A 22286-nucleotide genomic window follows, 5' to 3' on the forward strand; every position below is an offset into this window, starting at 1 on the left:
CCTGCTCAATATATTCCAGTGAAAACCGGAACCTGTGGGAGCGAGCTTGCTCGCGATAGCGGTGTGTCAGGCGACATGATTGCTGACTGACACGCCCTCATCGCGAGCAAGCTCGCTCCCACAGGTTTTGTGTTCAACGCAAAAGGCTCGGGGTTTTAGGCGCCTGGGTCTGTTCAGCGTTCGGCACGTCGTTGCCGGCACCCAAACCACCGCCCAACGCCGTCACCAATTCGGCATGGGCACTCAATCGCGCCGCCTGGACCTGCTGCTGCACTTGCTGCTGCTTGAACAGCAGAGTCTGGGCGTTGAGCACGTTGAGGTAGTCGGTCAGGCCACGCTGGTAGGCGATCATCGCGATGTCGTAGGTCTTCTGCGCGGTGGCCACCGACTCGGCGGCGAACGCCTGCTGCTTGTCCATGGACTCGCGGCGGATCAACTGGTCGGAGATGTTCTTCAGGGCATTGACCAGGGTCTGGTTGTACTTGGCCACGGCCATGTCATACCCGGCCGAAGCTTCGCCCAACTCGGCACGCAAACGCCCGCCATCGAAAATCGGCAACGAAATCGCCGGACCCACGCTGTAGTTGAGCTTCTTGCCGGTCAGGAACTCCAGGGCCCCGCCGCCGGTGGCCATATAGCCGAGGCTGCCGACCAGGTCGACGTTGGGATAAAACCCGGCATGGGCGACATCGATGCCCCGCGCCTGCGCTGCCACTTGCCAGCGACTGGCGACCACGTCCGGGCGCTGGCCGAGCAATTGCGCCGGCAGCGACGACGGCAATTTCAGTGGCGCCCCCAGCGACAGCGTTGGCCGCTGCAGCTGCGCGCCGTCACCCGGCCCCTTGCCGGCGAGGGCGGCGAGCTGGTTGCGACTCAAGGCGATTTCTTCGTCGAGGGCATCGAGCTGGCGATGGGTTTCCGGCAACGGCGTCTCGGCCTGGCTGACTTCGAAATGGGTGCCGATGCCGCCCTTCAAACGCTTCTGCGCCAGCTCAAGGATCTGCTGTTGCTGCCTCAAGGTCGCATCAACGATGTCCCGTTGCGCGTAATGCAGCGAGAGTTCGATGTAGACGCGTACGATGTTGTCCTGCAACTCGAGCTCGGCCTGTCGCGCTTCGGCGACGGTCATGTGCGCCATGTCCACGGCGCGCTCGGTGGCATTGCTTTCACGGCCCCAGAGGTCGAGGGCATAACTGAAACCCAGCGCGGCGTTGTTGTCCCAGGTGGTGCTGTTGGCCAGCTCGCCGGGGCCATAGAACTGGTCGGTAGGCCAGTTGTGGCGCTTGAGGGTGGACTCGCCATTGATCTGCAGCGACTCGGCTGCTTCGGCCACACCAGCCATGGACCTGGCCTGACGTACCCGGGCGGCGGCCATCGCCAGGCTCGGGCTGCCTTGCAGGGCGAGGTCGATCCAGCGGTTCAGTTGCGGGTCGCCATAGGCTTGCCACCATTGCGCGGTGGGCCAATTCGCATCTTGTGCGGCGCTCTGGATTGCTGCGTCGGTGGCCAATGAATTGGCCTCCAGCGCCTTGCCCTGCGGGGCAATACCTCCGGTTCCGATGCAGCCGCTGATTGCCAGGGTTAAAGCCAAAACACTGAGCGGCTTAAGCGCTCTGCTGATGCGACGCGGCACTGCTGCGATTTCCTGAGATGGAGAGATGTTCTGTGCGTAGGAGCTGCCGAAGGCTGCGATCTTTTGATCTTGCTCTTAAAAACAAACATCAAAAGATCGCAGCCTTCGGCAGCTCCTACAGAGGTGGGCGCAATTCTATGGGGCGGCCTGAATGGCGATAAGCTGGGTTTCTTGTGAATCTTTGTTACCGTTAACGAGATAATCCGTAAGTCGATCTTTAGTCGCCTGTAAATAAACAGAAACTTCGTGTCACAATTTGTCATTCGACGAGAGAGCACCCCATGGACACTTTGCAAAACATGCGCGCCTTCAGTTACGTGGCCGAAGCCGGCAGCTTCACCGCCGCCGCCGTGCAACTGGACACCACCACGGCCAACGTCTCGCGCGCGGTCTCCAACCTGGAAGCCCACCTGCAAACCCGCCTGCTCAACCGAACGACCCGCCGCATCGCCCTGACCGAAGCCGGCAAGCGTTACCTGTTGCGCTGCGAACAGATCCTGGCCTACGTCGAAGAAGCCGAAGCCGAGGCCAGCGACGCCCACGCACGCCCGGCCGGGCAACTGAAAGTGCACACCATGACCGGCATCGGCCAGCATTTCGTGATCGACGCCATTGCCCGCTACCGCAAGACCCACCCGGACGTAACCTTCGACCTGACCATGGCCAACCGCGTGCCGGACCTGCTCGACGAGGGTTACGACGTGTCCATCGTCCTCGCCCGCGAACTGCCGGATTCGGGTTTCGTCTCCCAGCGCCTGGGCATCACCTACAGCATCGTTTGCGCCTCGCCGGCCTACGTCAAAGCCAACGGCTGCGCACAGAAACCCAGCGACCTGCTCAACCACGCCTGCCTGCGCCTGGTCAGCCCGGTGATCCCGCTGGAAAAATGGGCCTTCGACGGTCCTGACGGCCAGGAAATGGTCACCATCAACAGCTCGCCGTTTCTGGTGAACTCCGCCGACGCGATGAAATCCGCGATCATCAGCGGCATGGGCGTTGGCGTCCTGCCGCTGTACGCCGCCATTGAAGGCCTGCGCAACGGCACGCTGGTGCGGGTGATGCCCAAATACCGCTCGCAGGAGCTGAACCTGTATGCGATCTACCCTTCGCGCCAGTACCTGGATGCGAAGATCAAGACCTGGGTCGAGTATTTGCGCGGATCGTTGCCGGAGTTGCTGGCAGCGCATCAAGCGGAACTGGCGGCTTATGAATTGAGCGGGAGTCTGGGCGGAGTTCGGCTGGCGAATTAAGCCAAATCCCTACCCTGTAGGAGCTGCCGCAGGCTGCGATCTTTTGACTTTGACTTTTCTAGATCAAAAGATCGCAGCCTGCGGCAGCTCCTACAGAGGGAGTGCGTTTAGGTTTACACCTGTTTCACCCCAAAGCCAGATCGGCCCAGAGGCCACCAAGACCAAGCCAAACTGACAGCGCCGTCAGTTAGCCGTCACCCTCCTGACCGCCAAACAGGTTTATAAAGGAAACTACCCTTCGACCAAAAAACCAGCCCCGGCGCCCCACTCGCATGCGAACCCAGAAAAAACCCGCCCTGCTCGTCGCCCTTCTGATCGTCCTGGCAGCGCTGGGCCTGTGGTACGCCACCCAACCGGTCAAGACCAAACTCGCCACCCCCACCGCCATCCCGGTGCGCGTGGTCGCCGTCGCCGAAAAAGACGTGCCACGCTACGTCAGCGGCATCGGTTCGGTGCTGTCCCTGCACAGCGTCGTGGTCCGCCCGCAAATCGACGGCATCCTCACCAAAATCATGGTCAAGGAAGGCCAACTGGTGAAAAAAGACGACCTGCTGGCCACCATCGACGACCGCTCGATCCGCGCCAACCTCGACCAGGCCCGGGCACAGCTGGGCGAAAGCCAGGCGCAGCTGCAAGTGGCACTGGTCAACCTTAAACGCTACAAACTGCTGAGCGTTGACGATGGCGTTTCCAAGCAGACCTACGACCAGCAACAGGCGCTGGTGAACCAACTCAAAGCCACTGCCCAAGGCAATCAGGCATCAATCGACGCAGCTCAGGTACAACTTTCCTACACACAGATTCGCTCCCCAGTGACCGGTCGCGTCGGCATTCGCACCGTGGATGAAGGCAACTTCCTGCGCATGACCGACACCCAAGGCCTGTTCACCGTGACCCAGATCGACCCGATCGCCGTGGAGTTCTCACTGCCGCAGCAAATGCTGCCGACCTTGCAGGGCCTGATCAACGACCCACAGCACGCCCGGGTCAAGGCCTACATCGGAGCTGACACCGACGGCGAAACCGGCAACCTGCTCGGCGAAGGTCACCTGACCCTGATCGACAACCAGATCAATGCCAACACTGGCACCATCCGCGCCAAGGCCGAGTTCGACAATCCGGGGCAGAAGCTGTGGCCGGGTCTGCTGGTGACGGTAAAGATTCAGACAGCCCTGGATAAAGATGCGCTAGTGGTGCCGCCGACGGTCGTACAACGCGGCCTCGACCAACACTTCGTGTACCGGGTCAATGGCGACAAGGTCGAAGCCGTGCAGGTGCAAATGGTCTATCAAGGCAGCGGCCAGGACATCATCAAGGGTGTGAAACCGGGGGATGTACTGGTCAGCGATGGTCAGTCGCGGCTCAAACCGGGGTCGACGGTGCAGGTGATGACCGAGCCGCCGCAAGTGGTGCAATCGGAGGCGGCACAATGAAGGGTCACGGTTCGGTATCCGCCTGGTGCATCGGCCACCCGGTGGCCACGGTCCTGCTGACGTTCGCCCTGGTGCTGCTGGGCGTCATCGCGTTTCCGCGCCTGCCGGTAGCGCCGTTGCCGGAGGCAGAATTCCCGACCATCCAGGTGGCCGCGCAATTGCCCGGCGCCAGCCCGGAAACCATGGCGTCCTCGGTGGCCACGCCCCTTGAAGTGCAATTCAGTGCCATTCCCGGCGTGACCCAGATGACCTCGAGCAGTGCACTGGGCTCGACCAACCTGACCCTGCAATTCACCCTCGACAAGAGCATCGACACCGCCGCCCAGGAAGTGCAGGCGGCGATCAATACGGCCGCGGGCAAGCTGCCCAAGGACATGCCGAACCTGCCGACCTGGCGCAAGGTCAACCCGGCCGACAGCCCGGTACTGATCCTCAGCGTCAACTCCTCGCTAATGCCCGGTCCGGAGCTCAGCGACCTGACGGAAACCCTGTTGTCCCGTCAGCTGAGTCAGGTCGACGGTGTAGGCCAGGTCGCCATCACCGGTCAGCAGCGTCCGGCGATCCGCGTCCAGGTTTCGGCAGACAAACTCGCCGCCATCGGCCTGACCCTCGCCGACATCCGCCTGGCGATCCAGCAGACCAGCCTCAACCTGGCCAAGGGTGCGCTGTACGGGGAGTCGAACATCTCGACCCTGTCCACCAACGACCAGTTGTTTCACCCGGAGGACTACAGCCAGCTGATTGTTTCCTACAAGGACGGCGCGCCGGTTCATCTGCGCGATGTCGCCAAAGTCGTCAACGGTTCGGAAGATGCCTACGTCCAGGCCTGGGCGGGCTCGCAACCGGGGGTGAACCTGGTGATCTTCCGCCAACCGGGGGCCAACATCGTCGAAACCGTGGACCGCATCCAGGCCGCCTTGCCGGCGCTGGAAGCGATGCTCCCGGCCTCGGTGCAGGTCAAGGTGCTGATCGACCGGACCCAGACCATTCGCGCGTCCCTGCATGAAGTGGAAATCACCCTGCTGATCGCGATCATGCTGGTGGTGGCAGTGATGGCCCTGTTCCTGCGCCAGTTGTCGGCGACCCTGATCGTGTCGGCGGTGCTGGGGGTTTCGCTGGTCGCCAGTTTTGCGCTGATGTACGTCATGGGCTTCAGCCTGAATAACCTGACGCTGGTGGCGATCGTGGTGGCCGTGGGCTTTGTGGTCGACGATGCGATCGTGGTGGTGGAAAACATTCACCGGCACCTGGAGGCCGGCGACAGCATGCGCGAAGCGGCGATCAAGGGCGCGGGCGAGATTGGTTTCACCGTGGTCTCGATCAGCTTTTCGCTGGTGGCAGCGTTCATTCCGTTGCTGTTCATGGGGGGCGTGGTCGGGCGACTGTTCAAGGAGTTCGCCCTGACCGCCACCTCGACCATCTTGATTTCGGTGGTGGTGTCGCTGACCCTGGCGCCAACCCTGGCCGCGCTGTTCATGCGCGCGCCGGTGCATCATGCCCACGACAAGCCGGGCTTTGGTGAGCGTCTGTTGGCCTGGTACGAAAAAGGCCTGCGCCGCGCCCTCGCCCATCAGAAAACGATGATCGGCGTGTTCGCTTTGTCGCTGGGTCTGGCCGTCGCCGGTTACATCTTCATTCCTAAAGGCTTCTTCCCGATCCAGGACACCGGCTTCGTCCTCGGCACCACCGAAGCCGCTGCTGACATTTCCTACGGCGACATGGTGAAAAAACACCTCGCCATGGCGGAAATCGTCGCCGCCGACCCTGCCGTGGAAACGTTCTCGCACTCGGTCGGTGTCTCCGGCAGCAACCAGACCATCGCCAACGGCCGGTTCTGGATCACCCTGAAAAAACGCAGCGACCGCGATGTTTCGGCCAGTCAGTTCATTGACCGGATTCGTCCGCAACTGATGAAAGTGCCGGGCATCGTCCTCTACCTGCGCGCCGGCCAGGACATCAACCTCAGTTCCGGCCCGAGCCGTGCCCAGTATCAATATGTGCTCAAGAGCAACGATGGTCCGACCCTGAGCACCTGGACCCAGCGCCTGACGGAAAAACTGCGCGCCAACCCGGCCTTCCGCGATATTTCCAACGATTTGCAACTGGGCGGCAGCATCACCCACATCAGTATCGATCGCAGCGCCGCGGCGCGTTTCGGCCTGACCGCCAGCGACGTCGACGAAGCCCTGTACGATGCCTTCGGCCAGCGCCAGATCAATGAATTCCAGACCCAGGTCAACCAGTACAACGTGATCCTGGAGCTGGACACCCAGCAACGCGGCAAGGCCGAAAGCCTCAACTATTTCTACCTGCGCTCGCCCCTGAGCGGGGAAATGGTACCGCTGTCGGCCCTGGCCAGGTTCGATGCGCCCACCATCGGCCCACTGTCCATCGCCCATGACGGCATGTTCCCGGCCGCCAACCTGTCGTTCAACCTGGCGCCCGGCGTAGCGTTGGGCGATGCGGTGATCATGCTCGACCAGGCCAAGGCCGACATCGGCATGCCAACCGCCATCAGCGGTAATTTCCAGGGCGCGGCCCAGGCGTTCCAGAGTTCGCTGGCCAGCCAGCCGTGGCTGATCCTGGCGGCGCTGGTAGCGGTGTACATCATTCTCGGCGTGCTCTACGAGAGCTTCGTGCACCCGCTGACGATCATTTCGACCTTGCCTTCGGCGGGCCTCGGCGCAGTGATCATGCTGTGGATCTGCGGTCAGGACTTTTCGATCATGGCCTTGATCGGCCTGGTGCTGCTGATCGGTATCGTCAAGAAAAACGGCATCCTGATGATCGACTTCGCCCTCGAAGCGCAGCGCAATGGCGGACTGTCGCCTGAGGAAGCGATCTTCAAGGCCTGCATCACGCGGTTCCGGCCGATCATCATGACCACCCTCGCCGCCCTGCTCGGCGCCCTGCCGCTGATGCTCGGCTATGGCACCGGCGCCGAGCTGCGCCAACCCCTGGGGATCGCGGTAGTCGGCGGCTTGCTGGTGAGCCAGGCGCTGACGCTGTTCACCACGCCGGTCATATACTTGTGGCTGGAGCGGTTATTTCATAGACCCAAACCTTCGCCAGTACCGGCGCTGGCGACCATAGACTGAGGCGGGGTCATGCGCGTCCTGATTATCGAAGACGAAGAAAAAACCGCGGACTATCTGCACCGCGGCCTGACGGAACAGGGTTACACCGTGGACCTGGCACGGGATGGGGTCGAAGGCCTGCATCTGGCGCTGGAGAGCGACTACGCGGTGATCGTCCTCGACGTGATGTTGCCGGGCCTCGATGGCTTTGGCGTGTTGCGCGCGTTGCGTGCACGCAAGCAGACCCCGGTGATCATGCTCACCGCCCGCGAGCGTGTGGAAGATCGCATCAGGGGCCTGCGCGACGGCGCCGATGATTACCTGGGTAAACCCTTTTCCTTCCTTGAGCTGGTGGCGCGCCTGCAAGCGCTGACCCGACGCAGCGGCGGTCACGAACCGGTGCAAGTGAGCATTGCCGACCTGTGGATAGATTTGATCAGCCGCAAGGCGACCCGCGCCGGCACACGGCTGGACCTGACCGCCAAGGAGTTCGCGCTGCTCAGCGTATTGGCCCGGCGCCAGGGTGAAATCCTCTCGAAAACCGCCATTGCCGAGATGGTCTGGGACATCAATTTCGACAGCGACGCCAACGTCGTCGAAGTCGCGATCAAACGCCTGCGGGCCAAGCTCGACGGCCCGTTCGAAGAGAAACTGCTGCACACCATTCGCGGCATGGGTTATGTGCTGGAGAGCCGCGGTGTCCAGTAACAGCATCGCCTTGCGCCTGAGCGGGATGTTCACGCTGGTGGCGCTGCTGGTGTTCCTGTTGATCGGCTGGGCGTTGTACCAGCAGGTCGACAAAGGCCTGGGCCTGTTGCCCGAAGCCGAGCTGGACGCGCGCTACAGCGTGCTCGAATCCACGGTCGGCCGTTACGGCACGCCTGAGCATTGGGTGAAGATCAACAACAAGCTCAACCTGCTGAGCGAAGAAGACAAGCGCATCAGCTTCTGGATCATCAGCGGCGATCCCCATTACGAATACGGTAACCTGACCCCGCAGATCCGCACCTTTGCCCAAGGGCCACTGGGCATGCGCGACATGCATCTGCCGGATCACCCCTATCCACTGAAAGTGCTGCTCAGCGAATTCCCGGCCAAGGACCAGCGCCCACCGCTGCGCTTCATGATCGCCATCGACACCGAGACGTTTTTCCAGACCCAGCATCAACTGTTGATTGCGCTGATCAGCCTGGCGATTGTCGGCGTGCTGCTGGCCTCGGCACTGGGTTACTGGGTGGCGCGGATCGGCCTCAAGCCGCTGATCAAACTGTCCCAGGAAGCCCAGCGGCTGGCCCCGCCGTTGCGCTCGGGGCGCTTGCGATTGTCACCGTTGCCGCCGGAACTCGATCAGTTCGTCAGCTCGTTCAACTCGACTCTGGAACGGGTCGAGCAGGCTTACTCACGGCTTGAATCGTTCAATGCCGACGTCGCCCATGAACTGCGCTCGCCACTGACCAACCTGATCGGCCAGACCCAGGTCGCCTTGACCCGCGGACGCTCCGCCGAGCATTACTTCGAAGTGCTGCAATCGAATCTCGAAGAGCTTGAGCGGCTACGTTCGATCATCAACGACATGCTGTTCCTGGCCAGTGCCGATCAGGGCAGCAAGGCAACCAGACTGACGTCCACGTCGCTGGCCGATGAGGTGGCCACGACCCTGGAATACCTGGACTTCATTCTCGAGGACGCCCAGGTCCAGGTAGAGGTCAGTGGTGACGCGCAGGTGAGCATCGAGATCGCCCATCTGCGCCGGGCGTTGATCAATCTGCTGAACAACGCGGTGCAGCACACTGCGCCCGGTCAGGTGATTGAAGTGCACATTGAGGTCGCAGAACATCAGGTCAGCATCGGCGTCGCCAACCCCGGCTCACCGATTGCCCGTGAACACCTGCCACGACTGTTCGAGCGTTTCTACCGGGTAGATGCCTCGCGCAGCAACAGCGGCCACAACCATGGCCTTGGGCTGGCCATCGTCAAGGCGATTGCGTTGATGCATGGCGGCGATGTGTTCGTGCGCAGTGACCACGGGATGAATACCTTTGGCATACACCTTCCTGTCTGAAGAACAAAAAGATCGCAGCCTGCGGCAGCTCCTACATTGGAATGCATTCCCCCTGTAGGAGCTGCCGCAGGCTGGGATCTTTGCTCTTGCTGTAACAGTCCTTTCATGAATCCGCTCTTTTTCCCCTCGCCCAAGATCCTTATCTTTGCCCGCACCAAACAGCACTTGCCAAGCAAGAAGGTTTTAAAGATGTCCAACAGTATGGGTATTGCCAGCGCTTTCGTTTTGTCCTCTTTGTTCCTGTCGCCATTAGCGATGGCGGAAGAATCGCAGACTTTCGTCGCACATAACGCCGCACGCGCTGCAGCGTTCCAAGAGCATCAGATCGAGATGACGGCCAAGGCTGCGCAAGACACCCAAGCCCCGCAAGCCTCGACCACACAGGCCCTGCCACAGGTCGAGAAGGACAGCTGATCTGCACCGCTTACTCCTGCTTCCCACGACACTTTTCATCGGCTCTTCCCTTTGAAAAGTTGTCTGCAAAGCCGCTGCTTTCAGCGGCTTTTTTTATCGCGGCGAGTCAACTTTCATTGCGATTTTCGCAACGACAAACGCTGACGCCCACATCATTGATCAATCGTTAGAGCAACAAGCACGATTCCCCCGGCTGCGACGCTAATGCAACTACGCTTACAGCGTCCCTTTAGCAGACGTCAGCCCTATGACCGCAAGCCGAACCCCACATTTTCAAGGCCCGTCCGGGCGACCCGAGATCATGGTGATCTTTGGCAGCACCCTGACGGTCATCTCGATCCTGTGCATCGTCACTTTTCTGCTGATCCGCGAACACGCCAACGCCCAGCAGACCGCCACACGCAGCGCGACCACCATTGCGCAACTGATCGATGCCGATGTCCTGCGTACGGTCGAGCTCTATGATCTGACCTTGCAGGGCCTGATCGCCGCCGCCCAACGGGACGACCTGAAACAGGTTTCGCCGCAGATTCGTCATCTGGCGCTGTTCGACCGCTCCACCACCGCGCGCTACAAGGGCGACATCCTGCTGCTGGACAAGCACGGCGACGTGCTCGCCGACTCATCGTTGATCGAACCGAAACCGGGTAACTTCGCTGACCGCGATTATTTCCTGGCCCATGTCTTCAATCGTGACACCGGCATGTTTATCAGCCGACCGTTCAAGCCGCGCTGCGACTGCGATGACAGCGACCAATGGCGCATCAGTTTCAGCCGGCGCATTTCCTCGCCCACGGGTGAGTTTCTGGGGGTCGCGGTCGCCTCGATGCGCATGAGCTACTTCGACCAGTTGTTCAACAGCCTCGACATCGGCACCGGCAGCACCTTGGGCATCATCGACAATGACGGGATCCTCCTGGCGCAGAAGCCGTACCGGGAACCGAACTCCATCGGCAAAAGCTTCTCCAGCCGCCCCAACGTCGTACGCATGCTGCAGGAGCGCAATGGCACCTTCGAAAGCGTGTCGAGCGTCGACCATCAACGGCGCTTGTACACCTTTACCCGGGTCGGCAACCTGCCGCTGACTGTCATCGTGGCGCTTTCTGTGGATGAGGTGTTCGCCACCTGGAACCGTACGGCCTATGTGATCAGCGGTGCTACCGGGGTTTTGTGCATCGGTTTGCTGTGGTTGACCTGGCTGCTCTGCCGCGAGTTGCGCCTGCGCCAGAGTGCCGAGCAGGAATTGTCGCAACTGGCAGCCACCGATGCCTTGACCGGCGTGGCCAACCGCCGCTCCCTTGATCAGACCCTGCGCCATGAATGGTTTCGCGCGCAGCGCAGTGGCAAGCCGTTGTCGTTGCTGATGATCGATGCCGATCACTTCAAGGCCTTCAATGACCGGCACGGGCATCAGGCCGGCGACGAAGCGTTACGGGCATTGGCCGAGGTCATCAATGCCAATGTCCACCGCCCCACAGACCTGGTGGCGCGCTACGGGGGCGAAGAGTTTTCGGTGATCCTGGCCGAAACAGGCAGTGACGGTGCACGGCAGATTGCCGAACATATTCGTGAGGCTGTGCAAAAACTGCCACTGGTCGATGCCGGTGAGCAACCGATGAGCGTGAGCATCGGTATTGCCACCTGGACGGCGGCCAGCGAAATCACCCTGGAACAGTTGCTGTTCAGTGCGGACAAGGCGCTGTATCAGGCCAAGGAGAGGGGGCGTAACCGGGTGGTTTGTGCCGAATAGGATTTTCATTGGATGGGAGGACGCCATCGCGAGCAAGCTCGCTCCCACAGGGGAATGCAATCAACTGTGGGAGCGAGCTTGCTCGCGATGAGGCCAGCCCAGGCACTACAAACTTCGGACATAAAAAAAGGCCACCCGAAGGTAGCCTTTAAAAAACTAGAGAGGTTTTTTGCTTACACGGCCGCAACCGGGCGCATGTAAGAGATCGGTGCAGTGCTGGCGTCTTCGAACGTCACGACTTCCCAGGCATCTGTCTGCTCAATCAACTTGCGCAGCAGCTGGTTGTTCAGTGCGTGGCCGGACTTGAAGCCCTTGAACTCACCAATCAGGCTATTGCCCAGCAGGTAGAGGTCACCAATTGCATCGAGGATCTTGTGCTTCACGAATTCGTCTTCATAACGAAGACCGTCTTCGTTCAGTACGCCATCGGCGTCGACCACAATAGCGTTTTCAACACTGCCGCCGAGTGCGAGGTTGTGCTTGCGCAGGTACTCGATGTCACTCATGAAACCAAAGGTACGGGCGCGGCTGACTTCTTTTACGAACGAAGTGCTGGAAAAATCCACGCTTGCACTTTGGGTGCGGTCACGGAAAACCGGGTGATCGAAATCGATCTCGAAGCTCACTTTGAACCCTTCGAAAGGGACGAAAGTAGCGCGCTTGTCGCCATCTTCCACTGTCACTTCACGCAGGATGCGGATGAACTTCTTGGCGGCGTCCTGTTCTTCCAGGCCAGCCGATTGAATCAGGAATACGAAAGGTCCGGCGCTACCATCCATGATCGGGACTTCGGACGCGGAGAGCTCGACGTAGGCGTTATCGATGCCCAGGCCTGCCATGGCCGAGAGCAAGTGCTCTACCGTGTCCACTTTGACGTCACCGTTAACGAGCGTGGTCGACATAGTGGTTTCACCGACGTTTTCCGCGCGGGCAGGAATCTGCACCACGGGATCGAGGTCGGCGCGACAAAACACAATGCCGGTGTCGACAGGCGCTGGCTTGAGGGTCAGATAGACCTTCTCCCCGGAGTGCAGGCCGACACCTGTGGCACGGATAATATTCTTCAGGGTGCGTTGTTTAATCATGGCATGGGCCGCTTCAGCGCAAATTGCGAACTGGTATCAACAAAGGCTGGCGATGATAGCAGACCACGCCTTTGCTGAACACCAATCACCTTCATAGCCCTGATACATTTCATCAATCGGCCTGACGACGCAGGAAAGCCGGGATGTCCAGGTAGTCCAGGTCATCTTGCGGATTCATCTTCGCAGCAGTCGCAGCACCGGCCTGGGCCTGGTTGCGCATGACGGTCGGACGGTCCAGGTCACGGTAGTTCACCGCTGGAGCTTCCTGACGAACAGGGGCCTGTTGTTGTGGCTGTGCAGCCATCGAAGTGTGAACGGTATTGTCGATGACCTTCACAGGCTTCTCGATTTTAGCGCCCAGGCCGGTTGCAACGACAGTCACGTGCAGCTCGTCGCGCATGTCCGGATCGATAACGGTACCGACCTTGACCATCGCGTGCTCGGAAGCAAACGCCTCGATGATGCTACCCACGTCGGAGTATTCGCCGAGGGACAGATCCGGACCGGCGGTGATGTTTACCAGGATTCCGCGAGCGCCTTGCAGGTTCACGTCTTCCAGCAGCGGGTTGCGAATGGCCGCTTCGGTGGCCTCGCGTGCACGGTTCGGACCGCTGGCGCAGCCAGTGCCCATCATCGCCATGCCCATTTCGCTCATCACGGTACGCACGTCGGCGAAGTCGACGTTGATCATGCCCGGACGCTTGATGATGTCGGAGATACCGCGAACGGCACCGGCCAATACATCGTCAGCCTTGGCGAAAGCCGACAGCAGGCTGGCGTCTTTACCGAGGATGGTCAGCAGCTTCTCGTTGGGAATGGTGATCAACGAGTCGACGCTTTCGGAGAGCATGCGGATGCCTTCGTCGGCGATCTGCATACGCTTGCGGCCTTCGAACGGGAACGGACGGGTCACCACCGCAACGGTGAGGATGCCCATTTCCTTGGCCACTTCGGCGATGATCGGCGCAGCACCGGTACCGGTACCGCCGCCCATGCCAGTGGTGATGAACACCATGTTGGTGCCCTGCAGGACTTCGGCAATGCGCTCACGGTCTTCCAGAGCGGCTTGACGGCCGACTTCAGGGTTGGCGCCAGCGCCCAGGCCCTTGGTCACACCGGTGCCCAGTTGCAGGATGGTACGCGCGCCGATGTTTTTCAGCGCTTGAGCATCGGTGTTGGCGCAGATGAACTCGACGCCTTCGATGTTGCTCTTGACCATGTGGTTGACAGCGTTGCCGCCGCCACCGCCGACACCGATAACTTTGATTACCGGGCTTGCGGGGATGTTGTCTACGAGTTCGAACATTTTCCCTCTCCTTTACATTCTCTAGTTTTTTCGCCTACTGCGTGCTTCGGTGTAACGGTGTTGCGGTAAATCTTCAGAAATTGCCCTGGACCCACTTCTTCAGGCGGTCCAGCAGCGGAGCCTGTGGCTCTTCGTTGCTGTAGCTGTCGCGGCTGCCGATGCCCGAGAACGAGATGCCATCGGACTGCTTCTGCAGGCCGTACATCAACAGGCCGACGCCGGTGGAATAGATCGGATTGCGGACCACGTCATCCAGACCTTTCACGCCATGCGGCACGCCCAGGCGCACCGGCATGTGGAAGATCTCCTCGGCCAGTTCAGTGGCACCTTCCATCTTCGCGGTACCGCCGGTCAGCACGATGCCGGCCGGGATCAGGTCTTCGTAGCCGCTGCGGCGCAGTTCGGCCTGGATCAGCGTGAACAGTTCGTCGTAGCGCGGCTCAACCACTTCGGCCAGGGCCTGGCGGGACAGTTCGCGTGGCGGACGGTCGCCAACGCTTGGCACCTTGATGGTTTCACCGGCACCGGCCAGCTTGGCCAGGGCGCAGGCGTAGCGAATCTTGATTTCTTCGGCGTACTGGGTCGGAGTGCGCAACGCCATGGCGATGTCGTTGGTCACCTGGTCGCCGGCAATCGGGATGACCGCGGTGTGACGGATCGCACCTTCGGTGAAGATCGCGATGTCGGTGGTACCGCCACCGATGTCCACCAGGCACACGCCCAGCTCTTTCTCGTCATCGGTCAGTACCGAATACGCGGAAGCCAGTTGCTCGAGAATGATGTCGTCGATTTCCAGGCCGCAGCGACGCACGCATTTTTCAATGTTCTGTGCGGCATTGACGGCGCAGGTGACCACGTGGACCTTGGCTTCCAGACGCACGCCGGACATGCCCAGCGGCTCGCGGACGCCTTCCTGGTTATCGATCACGTAGTCTTGCGGCAAGGTGTGCAGCACACGCTGGTCAGCCGGGATCGCCACGGCCTGGGCAGCGTCAAGCACGCGCTCGAGGTCGGCCGAGCTGACTTCGCGATCACGAATCGCCACGATGCCGTGGGAGTTCAGGCTGCGGATGTGATTGCCGGCCACGCCGACGAATGCCGAGTGAATGCGGCAACCGGCCATCAGCTGCGCTTCTTCGATGGCGCGCTGGATCGATTGCACGGTGGATTCGATATTCACCACCACGCCTTTTTTCAGGCCACGGGACGGATGGGTACCGATCCCGACGATTTCCAGCGTGCCGTCGTCCGCGACCTCGCCTACCAGCGCCACCACCTTGGAGGTGCCGATATCGAGACCGACGATCATTTTGCCGCTTTGCACGTTTGCCATGGGTCCTGCCTCTTCTTAATTCTTCGCGACAGCGGGTTGGGCTGCCGTGGGCGCTACAGGTTCCCGCCAGCCAACAGCGAGGCCGTTGGCGTAGCGCAGATCGATGCGCGCAATGTTCGTAATCTGTTCTTTGAGCGTCTTGTCATAGATGGCGATGAAGCGGCGCATCTTTTCCACCAGGTTGCCGCGTCCGAGCAGCAGTTCGATCCCCGGGCCGGCACTGCCGGGTCCGGTGGTCAGGAACCAGCTGCCGCGTTCACGCAACTCCAGGCGCGCAATCGAGAAGCCCAGAGGCCGGAGCATCTGACTCAACACCTGGTACTGCTGCATCACCTGCTGCTGGGCCCGCTGTGGGCCGAACAGTTGAGGCAAGTGTTCGTAGTTCGCCAGCTCGCGCGGGGTGAAGGCCTGGCCCTGGTTGTTCAACAGCGACTCGTCGCCCCAACGGGCCACCGGCAGTTGTTCTTCCAGGCGGATCACCACTTGATCCGGCCACACCCGACGCACTTCGGCATGGGCAATCCATGGCATCGTTTCAAGCTCGGTGCGCATGCTCTCCAGGTCGATGGTGAAGAAGCTCGACGCCACGTACGGGGCGATCCGCTGCTGCACCGCTTGCTGGCTGATGTAACTCAGGTCGCCCTGCACGTTGATCTTGGTGATCGGCCGGTCGGCATACGGCAACAAGCGTGTCGCGCCTTCGTAAGTACCGAACCCCAAGGCCACCAGCAGCACCGGCCAGAACAACGCTTTGAGAAAACCGAAGTTGGCTTTCGGCAGGCGCGCGGACATCGGCTCTTTGGCCACCATTCGGCTGGCACCCCGTGGCACCGGCTTGCGGCCGGGTGCGGGAGGCTGATGTCTGAGCTGAGCGCCTTGCATGGCCTTAACCTCTCGTCGACTCTTGGTGACCGGCAGCATTGCCGGCAACGCTCTCGGCCAGAATGGCCAGGACCAGTTGCTGGAAATCCAGACCGGCGGCACGGGCCGCCATCGGCACCAGGCTGTGATCGGTCATGCCCGGTGCGGTGTTGACTTCCAGGAACCAGAACTGCCCTTCGGCGTCCTGCATCACGTCTGCCCTGCCCCAACCGGCGATACCCAGCGCTTCACAGGCTTTCGCCGTGAGGTCCATGAGTTCCTGTTCCTTCACGCGGTCCAGACCGCACGGAATGCGGTACTGGGTATCGTTGGCGATGTACTTGGCGTCGTAGTCGTAGAAGCTGTGCGTCGTGCCCAGGGCAATCGGAGGCAACACCTGGTCACGCAGGGTGGCGATGGTGAACTCCGGACCGTGAATCCATTGCTCGACCAACACTTGCGAATCGTAGGTACTGGCCGCTTTCCATGCGTCGATCAATTCGGACGCGGAACTCACTTTGGCCATACCGATACTTGAACCTTCATGGGCCGGTTTGACGATCAAAGGGAAGCCCAGTTCCGTCGCTGCCGAAATACAATCGGCCTCGCTGCAAAGGACTGCGTGACGTGGCGTCGGAATGCCCAGGCTGTGCCAGACCTGCTTGGTGCGCAGTTTGTCCATGGCCAGGGCCGACGCCAGGATGCCGCTGCCGGTGTACGGAATGCCCAGGCATTCGAGCAAGCCCTGCATGCTGCCGTCTTCACCGCCACGACCGTGGAGGATGATGAAGGCACGGTCGATCTTTTCGCTCTGCAGACGCTGCAGCAGGTCATCGCCCACGTCGAGGCCGAACGCGTCGACACCGGCGCTTAGCAGCGCGTCGAGAACCGCATTGCCCGACTTCAGGGACACCTCGCGTTCGGCACTCTTGCCGCCGAACAGCACGGCGACGCGGCCGAAGTCTTTCGGTGCGATCGTGGAGACCAGGTTGGCGTAGGCAGCAGTCATTTCAACTTCCCCTTCTCCGGTGCGGCAACGGCACCGGCGAACAACTCGCTTTTCAACAGTTTCGGTGCAAGACCGCCAATATCACCGGCGCCCTGGCACAGCAGGATGTCGCCGGCACGCAGCAGCGGCTTGACCACTGGCGCGAGGTCGACACCACGCTCGATGTAGATCGGGTCGAGCTGGCCACGCTGACGGATGCTGTTGCACAGTTTGCGGCTGTCGGCTCCCGGAATCGGCTCTTCGCCGGCCGGATAGACTTCCATCAGCAGCAGTACGTTGGCGTCGGCCAGCACATTGACGAAATCGTCGTACAGGTCACGGGTGCGGCTGTAACGGTGCGGCTGGTAGACCATCACCAGGCGGCGCTCCGGCCAGCCACCGCGTACGGCCTTGATCACGGCCGCGACTTCGGTCGGATGGTGACCGTAGTCATCGACCAGCATCACGTTGCCGCCGTCCACCGGCAGTTCGCCGTAGACCTGGAAGCGTCGGCCGACACCCTGGAAGCCGGACAGGCCCTGGACGATGGCTTCATCGCTGACGCCTTCGTCGGTAGCGATGCAGATGGTTGCCAGCGAGTTCAATACGTTGTGGTTGCCCGGCATGTTTACCGACACATCCAGCGGCTCGCGGTCAGGGCGCAGCACGGTGAAGAAAGTCTGCATGCCCTGCTGGCGCACATTGATGGCGCGCACGTCGCAGTCTTCGCCGAAGCCGTAGGTCACGGTCGGACGCTTGACCTGCGGGAGGATTTCACGCACCACTGGATCGTCCAGGCACACCACTGCCAGACCGTAGAACGGCAGGTTGTGCAGGAACTCGACGAAGGTTTTCTTCAGCTTGTTGAAGTCACCGTCGTAGGTCGCCATGTGATCGGCGTCGATGTTGGTGACCACGGCCACCAGCGGCTGCAAGTGCAGGAAGCTGGCGTCGCTTTCGTCGGCCTCGGCGATCAGGTAGCGGCTGGTGCCAAGCTGGGCATTGGTGCCCGCAGCATTCAGGCGGCCACCGATGACGAACGTCGGGTCCAGGCCACCGGCGGCGAACACCGAGGCGATCAGGCTGGTGGTGGTGGTTTTGCCGTGGGTACCGGCAACGGCGATACCGTGGCGATAACGCATCAGCTCGGCCAGCATCTCGGCACGCGGCACCACCGGAATTCGGCGTTCCAGTGCGGTCGCGACTTCCGGGTTGGAGGTGTTCACGGCACTCGACACCACCAGCACGTCGGCGGCAGCGGCGTTCTCGGCACGGTGGCCGATGAAGATCTGCGCGCCGAAGGACTCCAGGCGTTCGGTGACCGGCGAAGCCTTCAGGTCTGAACCGGATACGGCATATCCCAGGTTCAGCAACACTTCGGCGATCCCGCACATGCCCACACCGCCGATACCGACGAAGTGGATGCGACGGATGCGGCGCATTTCCGGTTGTGGCATGGCTTTCTGACTCTCAACCATGGGCCACCTCCAGGCAGCTATCGACGACGTTACGGGTGGCATCGGGTTTGGCGAGGCGGCGTGCCGCGGTAGCCATTTCGTTGAGTCGTTGTGGTTGCATCAGGACCTCTGTCAGGCGTGCGGCAAGATCCGCTGCGCCAGTCGTTCTTTGTGGCATCAGGAAGGCTGCGCCTTCACGGGCCAAATATTCGGCGTTGCGGGTCTGGTGATCGTCGATGGCGTGGGGCAAAGGCACCAGCATCGAGGGCAGACCGGCGGCGGCCAGTTCACTGATGGTCAGCGCGCCTGCGCGACAGACCACCAGGTCGGCCCAGCTGTAGGCTTGGGCCATGTCTTTGATGAAGGGCTGCACCTGCGCCTCGACGCCAGCCGCGCGATAGCGCTCTGCAGTCACTTCATCGTGGTTTTTGCCGGCCTGATGGAACACTTCCGGGCGCAAATCGGCAGCGACTTGCGACAGGGCTTCAGGCAGCAACTTGTTCAACGGTTCTGCGCCCAGGCTTCCGCCCAGGATCAGCAAACGCGCCTTGCGACCGGCCAGGGCAGGTCGCGATGTCTCGAGGAACAGCTCGGTGCGCACCGGGTTACCGGTGGTCCGGCGGCTGTTCGACAGGGTAAAGGTGTCGGGGAACGCTTCACAGACTCGGGCGGCCAACGGCACCAGCAACCGATTGGCGGTACCGGCCACGGCGTTCTGTTCATGAACGATCACCGGCACGCCGGCCAGTTTGGCTGCGACACCACCAGGGCCGGTCACAAAGCCACCAAAGCCCACGACGCAGACCGGTTGCAGACGGCGAATGATCGCCCGTGCCTGCCAGACCGACTTGAACAACATGAACGGTGCCTTGAGCAGCGACAGCTTGCCCTTGCCCCGCAGACCGCTGGCGTTGATCCGGTGCAGCTCGATACCGGCGGCCGGCACCAGATCGTTCTCGATGCCACGCGGGGTGCCAAGCCAGTGCACGGTATAGCCGCGCGCCTGGAATTCGCGGGCACAGGCCAGCGCCGGGAACACGTGGCCACCGGTGCCGCCGGCCATGATCATCACGTTAGCGCCCATGGTGCGGCTCCTCGGCGAAGTCGCTCTCATGGAACTCCATCTCCTCGCTGCCCAGGTGGGTACGACTCTCCCACTCGATGCGCAGCAACAAGCCGAGACAGGCGCAGCAGATCACCAACGAACTGCCGCCGTAACTGAGGAATGGCAGGGTCAGGCCCTTGGTCGGCAACAGGCCGACGTTCACACCGATGTTGATCAGGAACTGGCCGATCCACAGGAACGACAGACCGTAGGCAACATAGGCGGCGAAGAACTGCTTGGCCTTCTCGGCCCACAATCCGATGTACATACCGCGAATACACACGAAGACGAACAGTGCCACGGTGCACAACGAGCCCACTGCGCCCAGCTCTTCGGCCAGGACCGAGAACACGAAGTCAGTGTGGGCTTCCGGCAGGTAGAACTGTTTCTGCACGCTGTTGCCCAGGCCAACGCCCAGCCATTCGCCGCGACCGAAAGCGATCAATGCCTGGGACAACTGATAACCGGCACCGAACTGGTCGGCCCACGGATCGGCGAAGTTGGTCAGACGCGCCATTCGATAGGGCTGCATTTGAATCAACAGCACCACCGCGCCGACGGCCAGCACCACCATCAGGGAAAAACGGAACAGCCCCACGCCGCCAAGGAACAACATCGCCGCCGCAGCGCCCATCATCACGACGGTGGCACCGAAGTCCGGCTCCATCAGCAGCAGGCCCGCCATCGGCAGCAGTACGATGAACGGCTTGAAGAAGCCCATCCAGCTTTCGCGCACTTCTTTCTGGCGGCGCACTAGGTAACCGGCGAGGTAGATCACCACGAACACCTTGGCGATCTCGGAAGGCTGGACGTTGAAGAAACTGAAGCCGATCCAGCGCATCGAGCCGTTAACCTCACGGCCGATCCCTGGAATGATCACCATCACCAGCAAGCCGAACGCCCCCAGCAGCATCAGCCAGCCGAGGCGTTGCCAAGTAGCAATCGGGATCATCATGGTAACGATGCAGGCACCCAGGCCCAGCACCACATAAATAAGGTGGCGGATCATGTAATACAGCGCGCTGCCCGACTGCACGGCCGCCACTTCGGTCGATGCCGAGGCAATCATGATCAGTCCCAGGCCGAGCAGCGTCAGGCAACCGGCGAGCATCGGGAAGTCGAGGTCGATACCGCGGCCGGTGATGAGCGGCGATGGATACGGCTTGATGATGCCTTTGAGGCTCATGCCAGATCCTCCACGGCTTGGACGAACTGGTGACCACGGTCTTCGTAGTTCTTGAACATGTCGAAGCTGGCGCAGGCTGGCGACAGCAGCACCACGTCGCCCGGCTGGGCGGCGGCGCGACATTGCTCGACGGCTTCGACCAGGGAAGCGACGCGGATCAGCGGAACGGCGTCGCCAATGGCCTCGCCGATCTTGTCGGAGTCTCGGCCCATCAGCACCACGGCGCGGCAGTTGGCCGCCACCGGATCGCGCAGGTCCTTGAACTCGGCACCCTTGCCGTCACCGCCGGCGATCAGCACGACCTTGCCGTCGATGTCCGCGCCCAGGCCTTCGATGGCCGCCAGTGCAGCACCGACGTTGGTGGCCTTGGAATCGTTGTAGTAGCCCACGCCGTCGAGGTCGCGGACCCATTGGCAGCGATGCTCGAGACCGGCGAAGGTGCGCAAGCTCGACAACATCGCATCGAACGGCAAGCCGACCGCATGGCCCAGGGCCAGGGCCGCCAGGGCGTTGGACTGGTTGTGGGCACCACGAATCTTCAATTCGCGCACCGGCATCAGGTTCTGGAATTCGAAGGCCAGGTATTTCTCGCCGTCTTCTTCACGGATGCCGAAGGCTTTGAAATCCGGTTTGCTCAGGCCGAAGGTCCAGCACGGCTGGCCCTCGCCGATCAACGGACGGCTCAGGGCATCCTGGCGATTGACCACGAACTGCCGGGCACCACGGAAGATCCGGTGCTTGGCCAGGTGATAGGCCGGCAGACCGCTGTAACGGTCCATGTGGTCTTCGCTGACGTTGAGCACGGTCGCCACTTCGGCGTTGAGTTGATCGGTGGTTTCCAGCTGGAAACTCGACAATTCCATCACGTACAGCTCGACGTCGTCGCGCAGCAGGTCCAGCGCCGGTGTACCGAGGTTGCCGCCGACGGCCACACGCTTGCCCGCCGCCGCCGCCATTTCGCCGACCAGGGTGGTGACGGTGCTTTTCGCGTTGGAACCGCTGATGGCCACGATCGGCGCCTTCGCGTTACGCGCGAACAGCTCGATGTCACCGGACAATTTCACGCCACGTGCGGCGGCGGCCTGCAGGGCCGGGGTCGCCAGCGCCAGGCCGGGGCTCACGTAGAGCTCGTCGGCGCGGCACAGGAATTCGACGTCCAGCTCGCCACAACGCACTTCCACGTGCGGATAGTCACGCTTGAGCGTGGCCAGTTCCGGTGGGTTTTCCCGCGTATCGGCCACGGCAAACGCCACGCCCCGGTTCGCCAGGAAGCGAACCAGGGACATGCCGCTCTTGCCGAGGCCGACAACGATGCGGAAGTGGTCAGAAGCGATCAGAGACACGAG

17 protein-coding genes are annotated in these 22286 nt (G+C 61.5%); 7 read left to right on the forward strand and 10 right to left on the reverse strand.

The genetic code is table 11. The features are described from left to right. Positions 1 to 133: 133 nt before the first annotated feature. The gene (locus tag C9422_RS14955) at positions 134 to 1633 is read right to left on the reverse strand and encodes an efflux transporter outer membrane subunit (RefSeq protein WP_116581177.1); all 1500 of its coding nucleotides are present in this window, start codon (positions 1631 to 1633) and stop codon (positions 134 to 136) included. A gap of 281 nt (positions 1634 to 1914) precedes the next feature. Between C9422_RS14955 and C9422_RS14960 the strand changes: the two genes are divergently transcribed. The 7 genes from C9422_RS14960 to C9422_RS14990 all read left to right on the forward strand — a co-directional run bounded on the left by C9422_RS14960 (position 1915) and on the right by C9422_RS14990 (position 11619). Next, entirely contained in the window at positions 1915 to 2883 is a 969-nt protein-coding gene (locus C9422_RS14960; protein WP_102698513.1) for a LysR family transcriptional regulator, read from the forward strand. 272 nt (positions 2884 to 3155) lie between these two features. Further along, a complete protein-coding gene (locus tag C9422_RS14965; protein ID WP_116581178.1) occupies positions 3156 to 4316 on the forward strand; it encodes an efflux RND transporter periplasmic adaptor subunit in 1161 nt (386 codons plus the stop codon). Further along, positions 4313 to 7414, forward strand: coding sequence for a multidrug efflux RND transporter permease subunit (locus C9422_RS14970; protein ID WP_116581179.1), 3102 nt, complete (start codon positions 4313 to 4315; stop codon positions 7412 to 7414). Before C9422_RS14965 ends, C9422_RS14970 begins: the two co-directional genes overlap by 4 nt. A 9-nt stretch (positions 7415 to 7423) precedes the next feature. Further along, positions 7424 to 8101 carry a heavy metal response regulator transcription factor gene (locus C9422_RS14975; protein WP_116581180.1) on the forward strand — a complete coding sequence of 226 codons (678 nt, stop codon included), beginning with the start codon at positions 7424 to 7426 and terminating at the stop codon, positions 8099 to 8101. Next, the gene (locus tag C9422_RS14980) at positions 8091 to 9455 is read left to right on the forward strand and encodes a heavy metal sensor histidine kinase (RefSeq protein ID WP_116581181.1); all 1365 of its coding nucleotides are present in this window, start codon (positions 8091 to 8093) and stop codon (positions 9453 to 9455) included. The genes C9422_RS14975 and C9422_RS14980 overlap by 11 nt, the downstream gene beginning before the upstream one ends. A 189-nt stretch (positions 9456 to 9644) precedes the next feature. Beyond that, entirely contained in the window at positions 9645 to 9869 is a 225-nt protein-coding gene (locus C9422_RS14985; protein WP_116581245.1) for a hypothetical protein, read from the forward strand. A gap of 247 nt (positions 9870 to 10116) precedes the next feature. After that, the gene (locus tag C9422_RS14990; protein WP_116581182.1) at positions 10117 to 11619 is read left to right on the forward strand and encodes a sensor domain-containing diguanylate cyclase; all 1503 of its coding nucleotides are present in this window, start codon (positions 10117 to 10119) and stop codon (positions 11617 to 11619) included. A gap of 173 nt (positions 11620 to 11792) precedes the next feature. Here C9422_RS14990 and lpxC read toward each other — a convergent pair whose 3' ends face one another. The 9 genes from lpxC to murD form a co-directional block, all read right to left on the reverse strand. Continuing rightward, positions 11793 to 12704, reverse strand: coding sequence for a UDP-3-O-acyl-N-acetylglucosamine deacetylase (gene lpxC / locus C9422_RS14995; RefSeq protein ID WP_007939852.1), 912 nt, complete (start codon positions 12702 to 12704; stop codon positions 11793 to 11795). A 112-nt stretch (positions 12705 to 12816) separates the two neighbouring features. Continuing rightward, entirely contained in the window at positions 12817 to 14010 is a 1194-nt protein-coding gene (gene ftsZ / locus C9422_RS15000; protein WP_007972612.1) for a cell division protein FtsZ, read from the reverse strand. A gap of 73 nt (positions 14011 to 14083) precedes the next feature. Beyond that, positions 14084 to 15343: a cell division protein FtsA gene (ftsA, locus tag C9422_RS15005; protein WP_007972611.1), complete on the reverse strand. Its 1260-nt coding sequence runs from the start codon at positions 15341 to 15343 to the stop codon at positions 14084 to 14086. 15 nt (positions 15344 to 15358) lie between these two features. Beyond that, positions 15359 to 16225 carry a cell division protein FtsQ/DivIB gene (locus C9422_RS15010; protein ID WP_104449356.1) on the reverse strand — a complete coding sequence of 289 codons (867 nt, stop codon included), beginning with the start codon at positions 16223 to 16225 and terminating at the stop codon, positions 15359 to 15361. 4 nt (positions 16226 to 16229) lie between these two features. After that, a complete protein-coding gene (locus tag C9422_RS15015) occupies positions 16230 to 17213 on the reverse strand; it encodes a D-alanine--D-alanine ligase (protein ID WP_116581183.1) in 984 nt (327 codons plus the stop codon). Continuing rightward, on the reverse strand, positions 17210 to 18670 hold the full coding sequence (gene murC / locus C9422_RS15020) for a UDP-N-acetylmuramate--L-alanine ligase (RefSeq protein ID WP_057713364.1): 1461 nt from the start codon (positions 18668 to 18670) through the stop codon (positions 17210 to 17212). The genes C9422_RS15015 and murC overlap by 4 nt, the downstream gene beginning before the upstream one ends. Then, positions 18663 to 19733, reverse strand: a complete 1071-nt coding sequence (gene murG / locus C9422_RS15025; RefSeq protein WP_116581184.1) for an undecaprenyldiphospho-muramoylpentapeptide beta-N-acetylglucosaminyltransferase — start codon at positions 19731 to 19733, stop codon at positions 18663 to 18665. Before murG ends, murC begins: the two co-directional genes overlap by 8 nt. Next, entirely contained in the window at positions 19723 to 20940 is a 1218-nt protein-coding gene (gene ftsW, locus C9422_RS15030) for a putative lipid II flippase FtsW (RefSeq protein ID WP_007972603.1), read from the reverse strand. Before ftsW ends, murG begins: the two co-directional genes overlap by 11 nt. Further along, positions 20937 to 22283 carry a UDP-N-acetylmuramoyl-L-alanine--D-glutamate ligase gene (murD, locus tag C9422_RS15035; protein WP_104449359.1) on the reverse strand — a complete coding sequence of 449 codons (1347 nt, stop codon included), beginning with the start codon at positions 22281 to 22283 and terminating at the stop codon, positions 20937 to 20939. The genes ftsW and murD overlap by 4 nt, the downstream gene beginning before the upstream one ends. Positions 22284 to 22286 lie beyond the last annotated feature (3 nt).

The organism is Pseudomonas sp. B1(2018) (genome assembly GCF_003097365.1).
Taxonomy (GTDB): domain Bacteria; phylum Pseudomonadota; class Gammaproteobacteria; order Pseudomonadales; family Pseudomonadaceae; genus Aquipseudomonas; species Aquipseudomonas laurylsulfatiphila.

Bases quoted from the DNA above. Each gene is read 5' to 3' on its own strand.
- C9422_RS14960 (WP_102698513.1), top strand. From the start codon at position 1,915: ATGGACACTTTGCAAAACATGCGCGCCTTCAGTTACGTGGCCGAAGCC.
- C9422_RS14965 (WP_116581178.1), top strand. From the start codon at position 3,156: ATGCGAACCCAGAAAAAACCCGCCCTGCTCGTCGCCCTTCTGATCGTC.
- C9422_RS14970 (WP_116581179.1), top strand. From the start codon at position 4,313: ATGAAGGGTCACGGTTCGGTATCCGCCTGGTGCATCGGCCACCCGGTG.
- C9422_RS14975 (WP_116581180.1), top strand. From the start codon at position 7,424: ATGCGCGTCCTGATTATCGAAGACGAAGAAAAAACCGCGGACTATCTG.
- C9422_RS14985 (WP_116581245.1), top strand. From the start codon at position 9,645: ATGTCCAACAGTATGGGTATTGCCAGCGCTTTCGTTTTGTCCTCTTTG.
- C9422_RS14990 (WP_116581182.1), top strand. From the start codon at position 10,117: ATGACCGCAAGCCGAACCCCACATTTTCAAGGCCCGTCCGGGCGACCC.
- lpxC (WP_007939852.1), bottom strand. From the start codon at position 12,704: ATGATTAAACAACGCACCCTGAAGAATATTATCCGTGCCACAGGTGTC.
- ftsZ (WP_007972612.1), bottom strand. From the start codon at position 14,010: ATGTTCGAACTCGTAGACAACATCCCCGCAAGCCCGGTAATCAAAGTT.
- ftsA (WP_007972611.1), bottom strand. From the start codon at position 15,343: ATGGCAAACGTGCAAAGCGGCAAAATGATCGTCGGTCTCGATATCGGC.
- C9422_RS15010 (WP_104449356.1), bottom strand. From the start codon at position 16,225: ATGCAAGGCGCTCAGCTCAGACATCAGCCTCCCGCACCCGGCCGCAAG.
- C9422_RS15015 (WP_116581183.1), bottom strand. From the start codon at position 17,213: ATGACTGCTGCCTACGCCAACCTGGTCTCCACGATCGCACCGAAAGAC.
- murC (WP_057713364.1), bottom strand. From the start codon at position 18,670: ATGGTTGAGAGTCAGAAAGCCATGCCACAACCGGAAATGCGCCGCATC.
- murG (WP_116581184.1), bottom strand. From the start codon at position 19,733: ATGGGCGCTAACGTGATGATCATGGCCGGCGGCACCGGTGGCCACGTG.
- ftsW (WP_007972603.1), bottom strand. From the start codon at position 20,940: ATGAGCCTCAAAGGCATCATCAAGCCGTATCCATCGCCGCTCATCACC.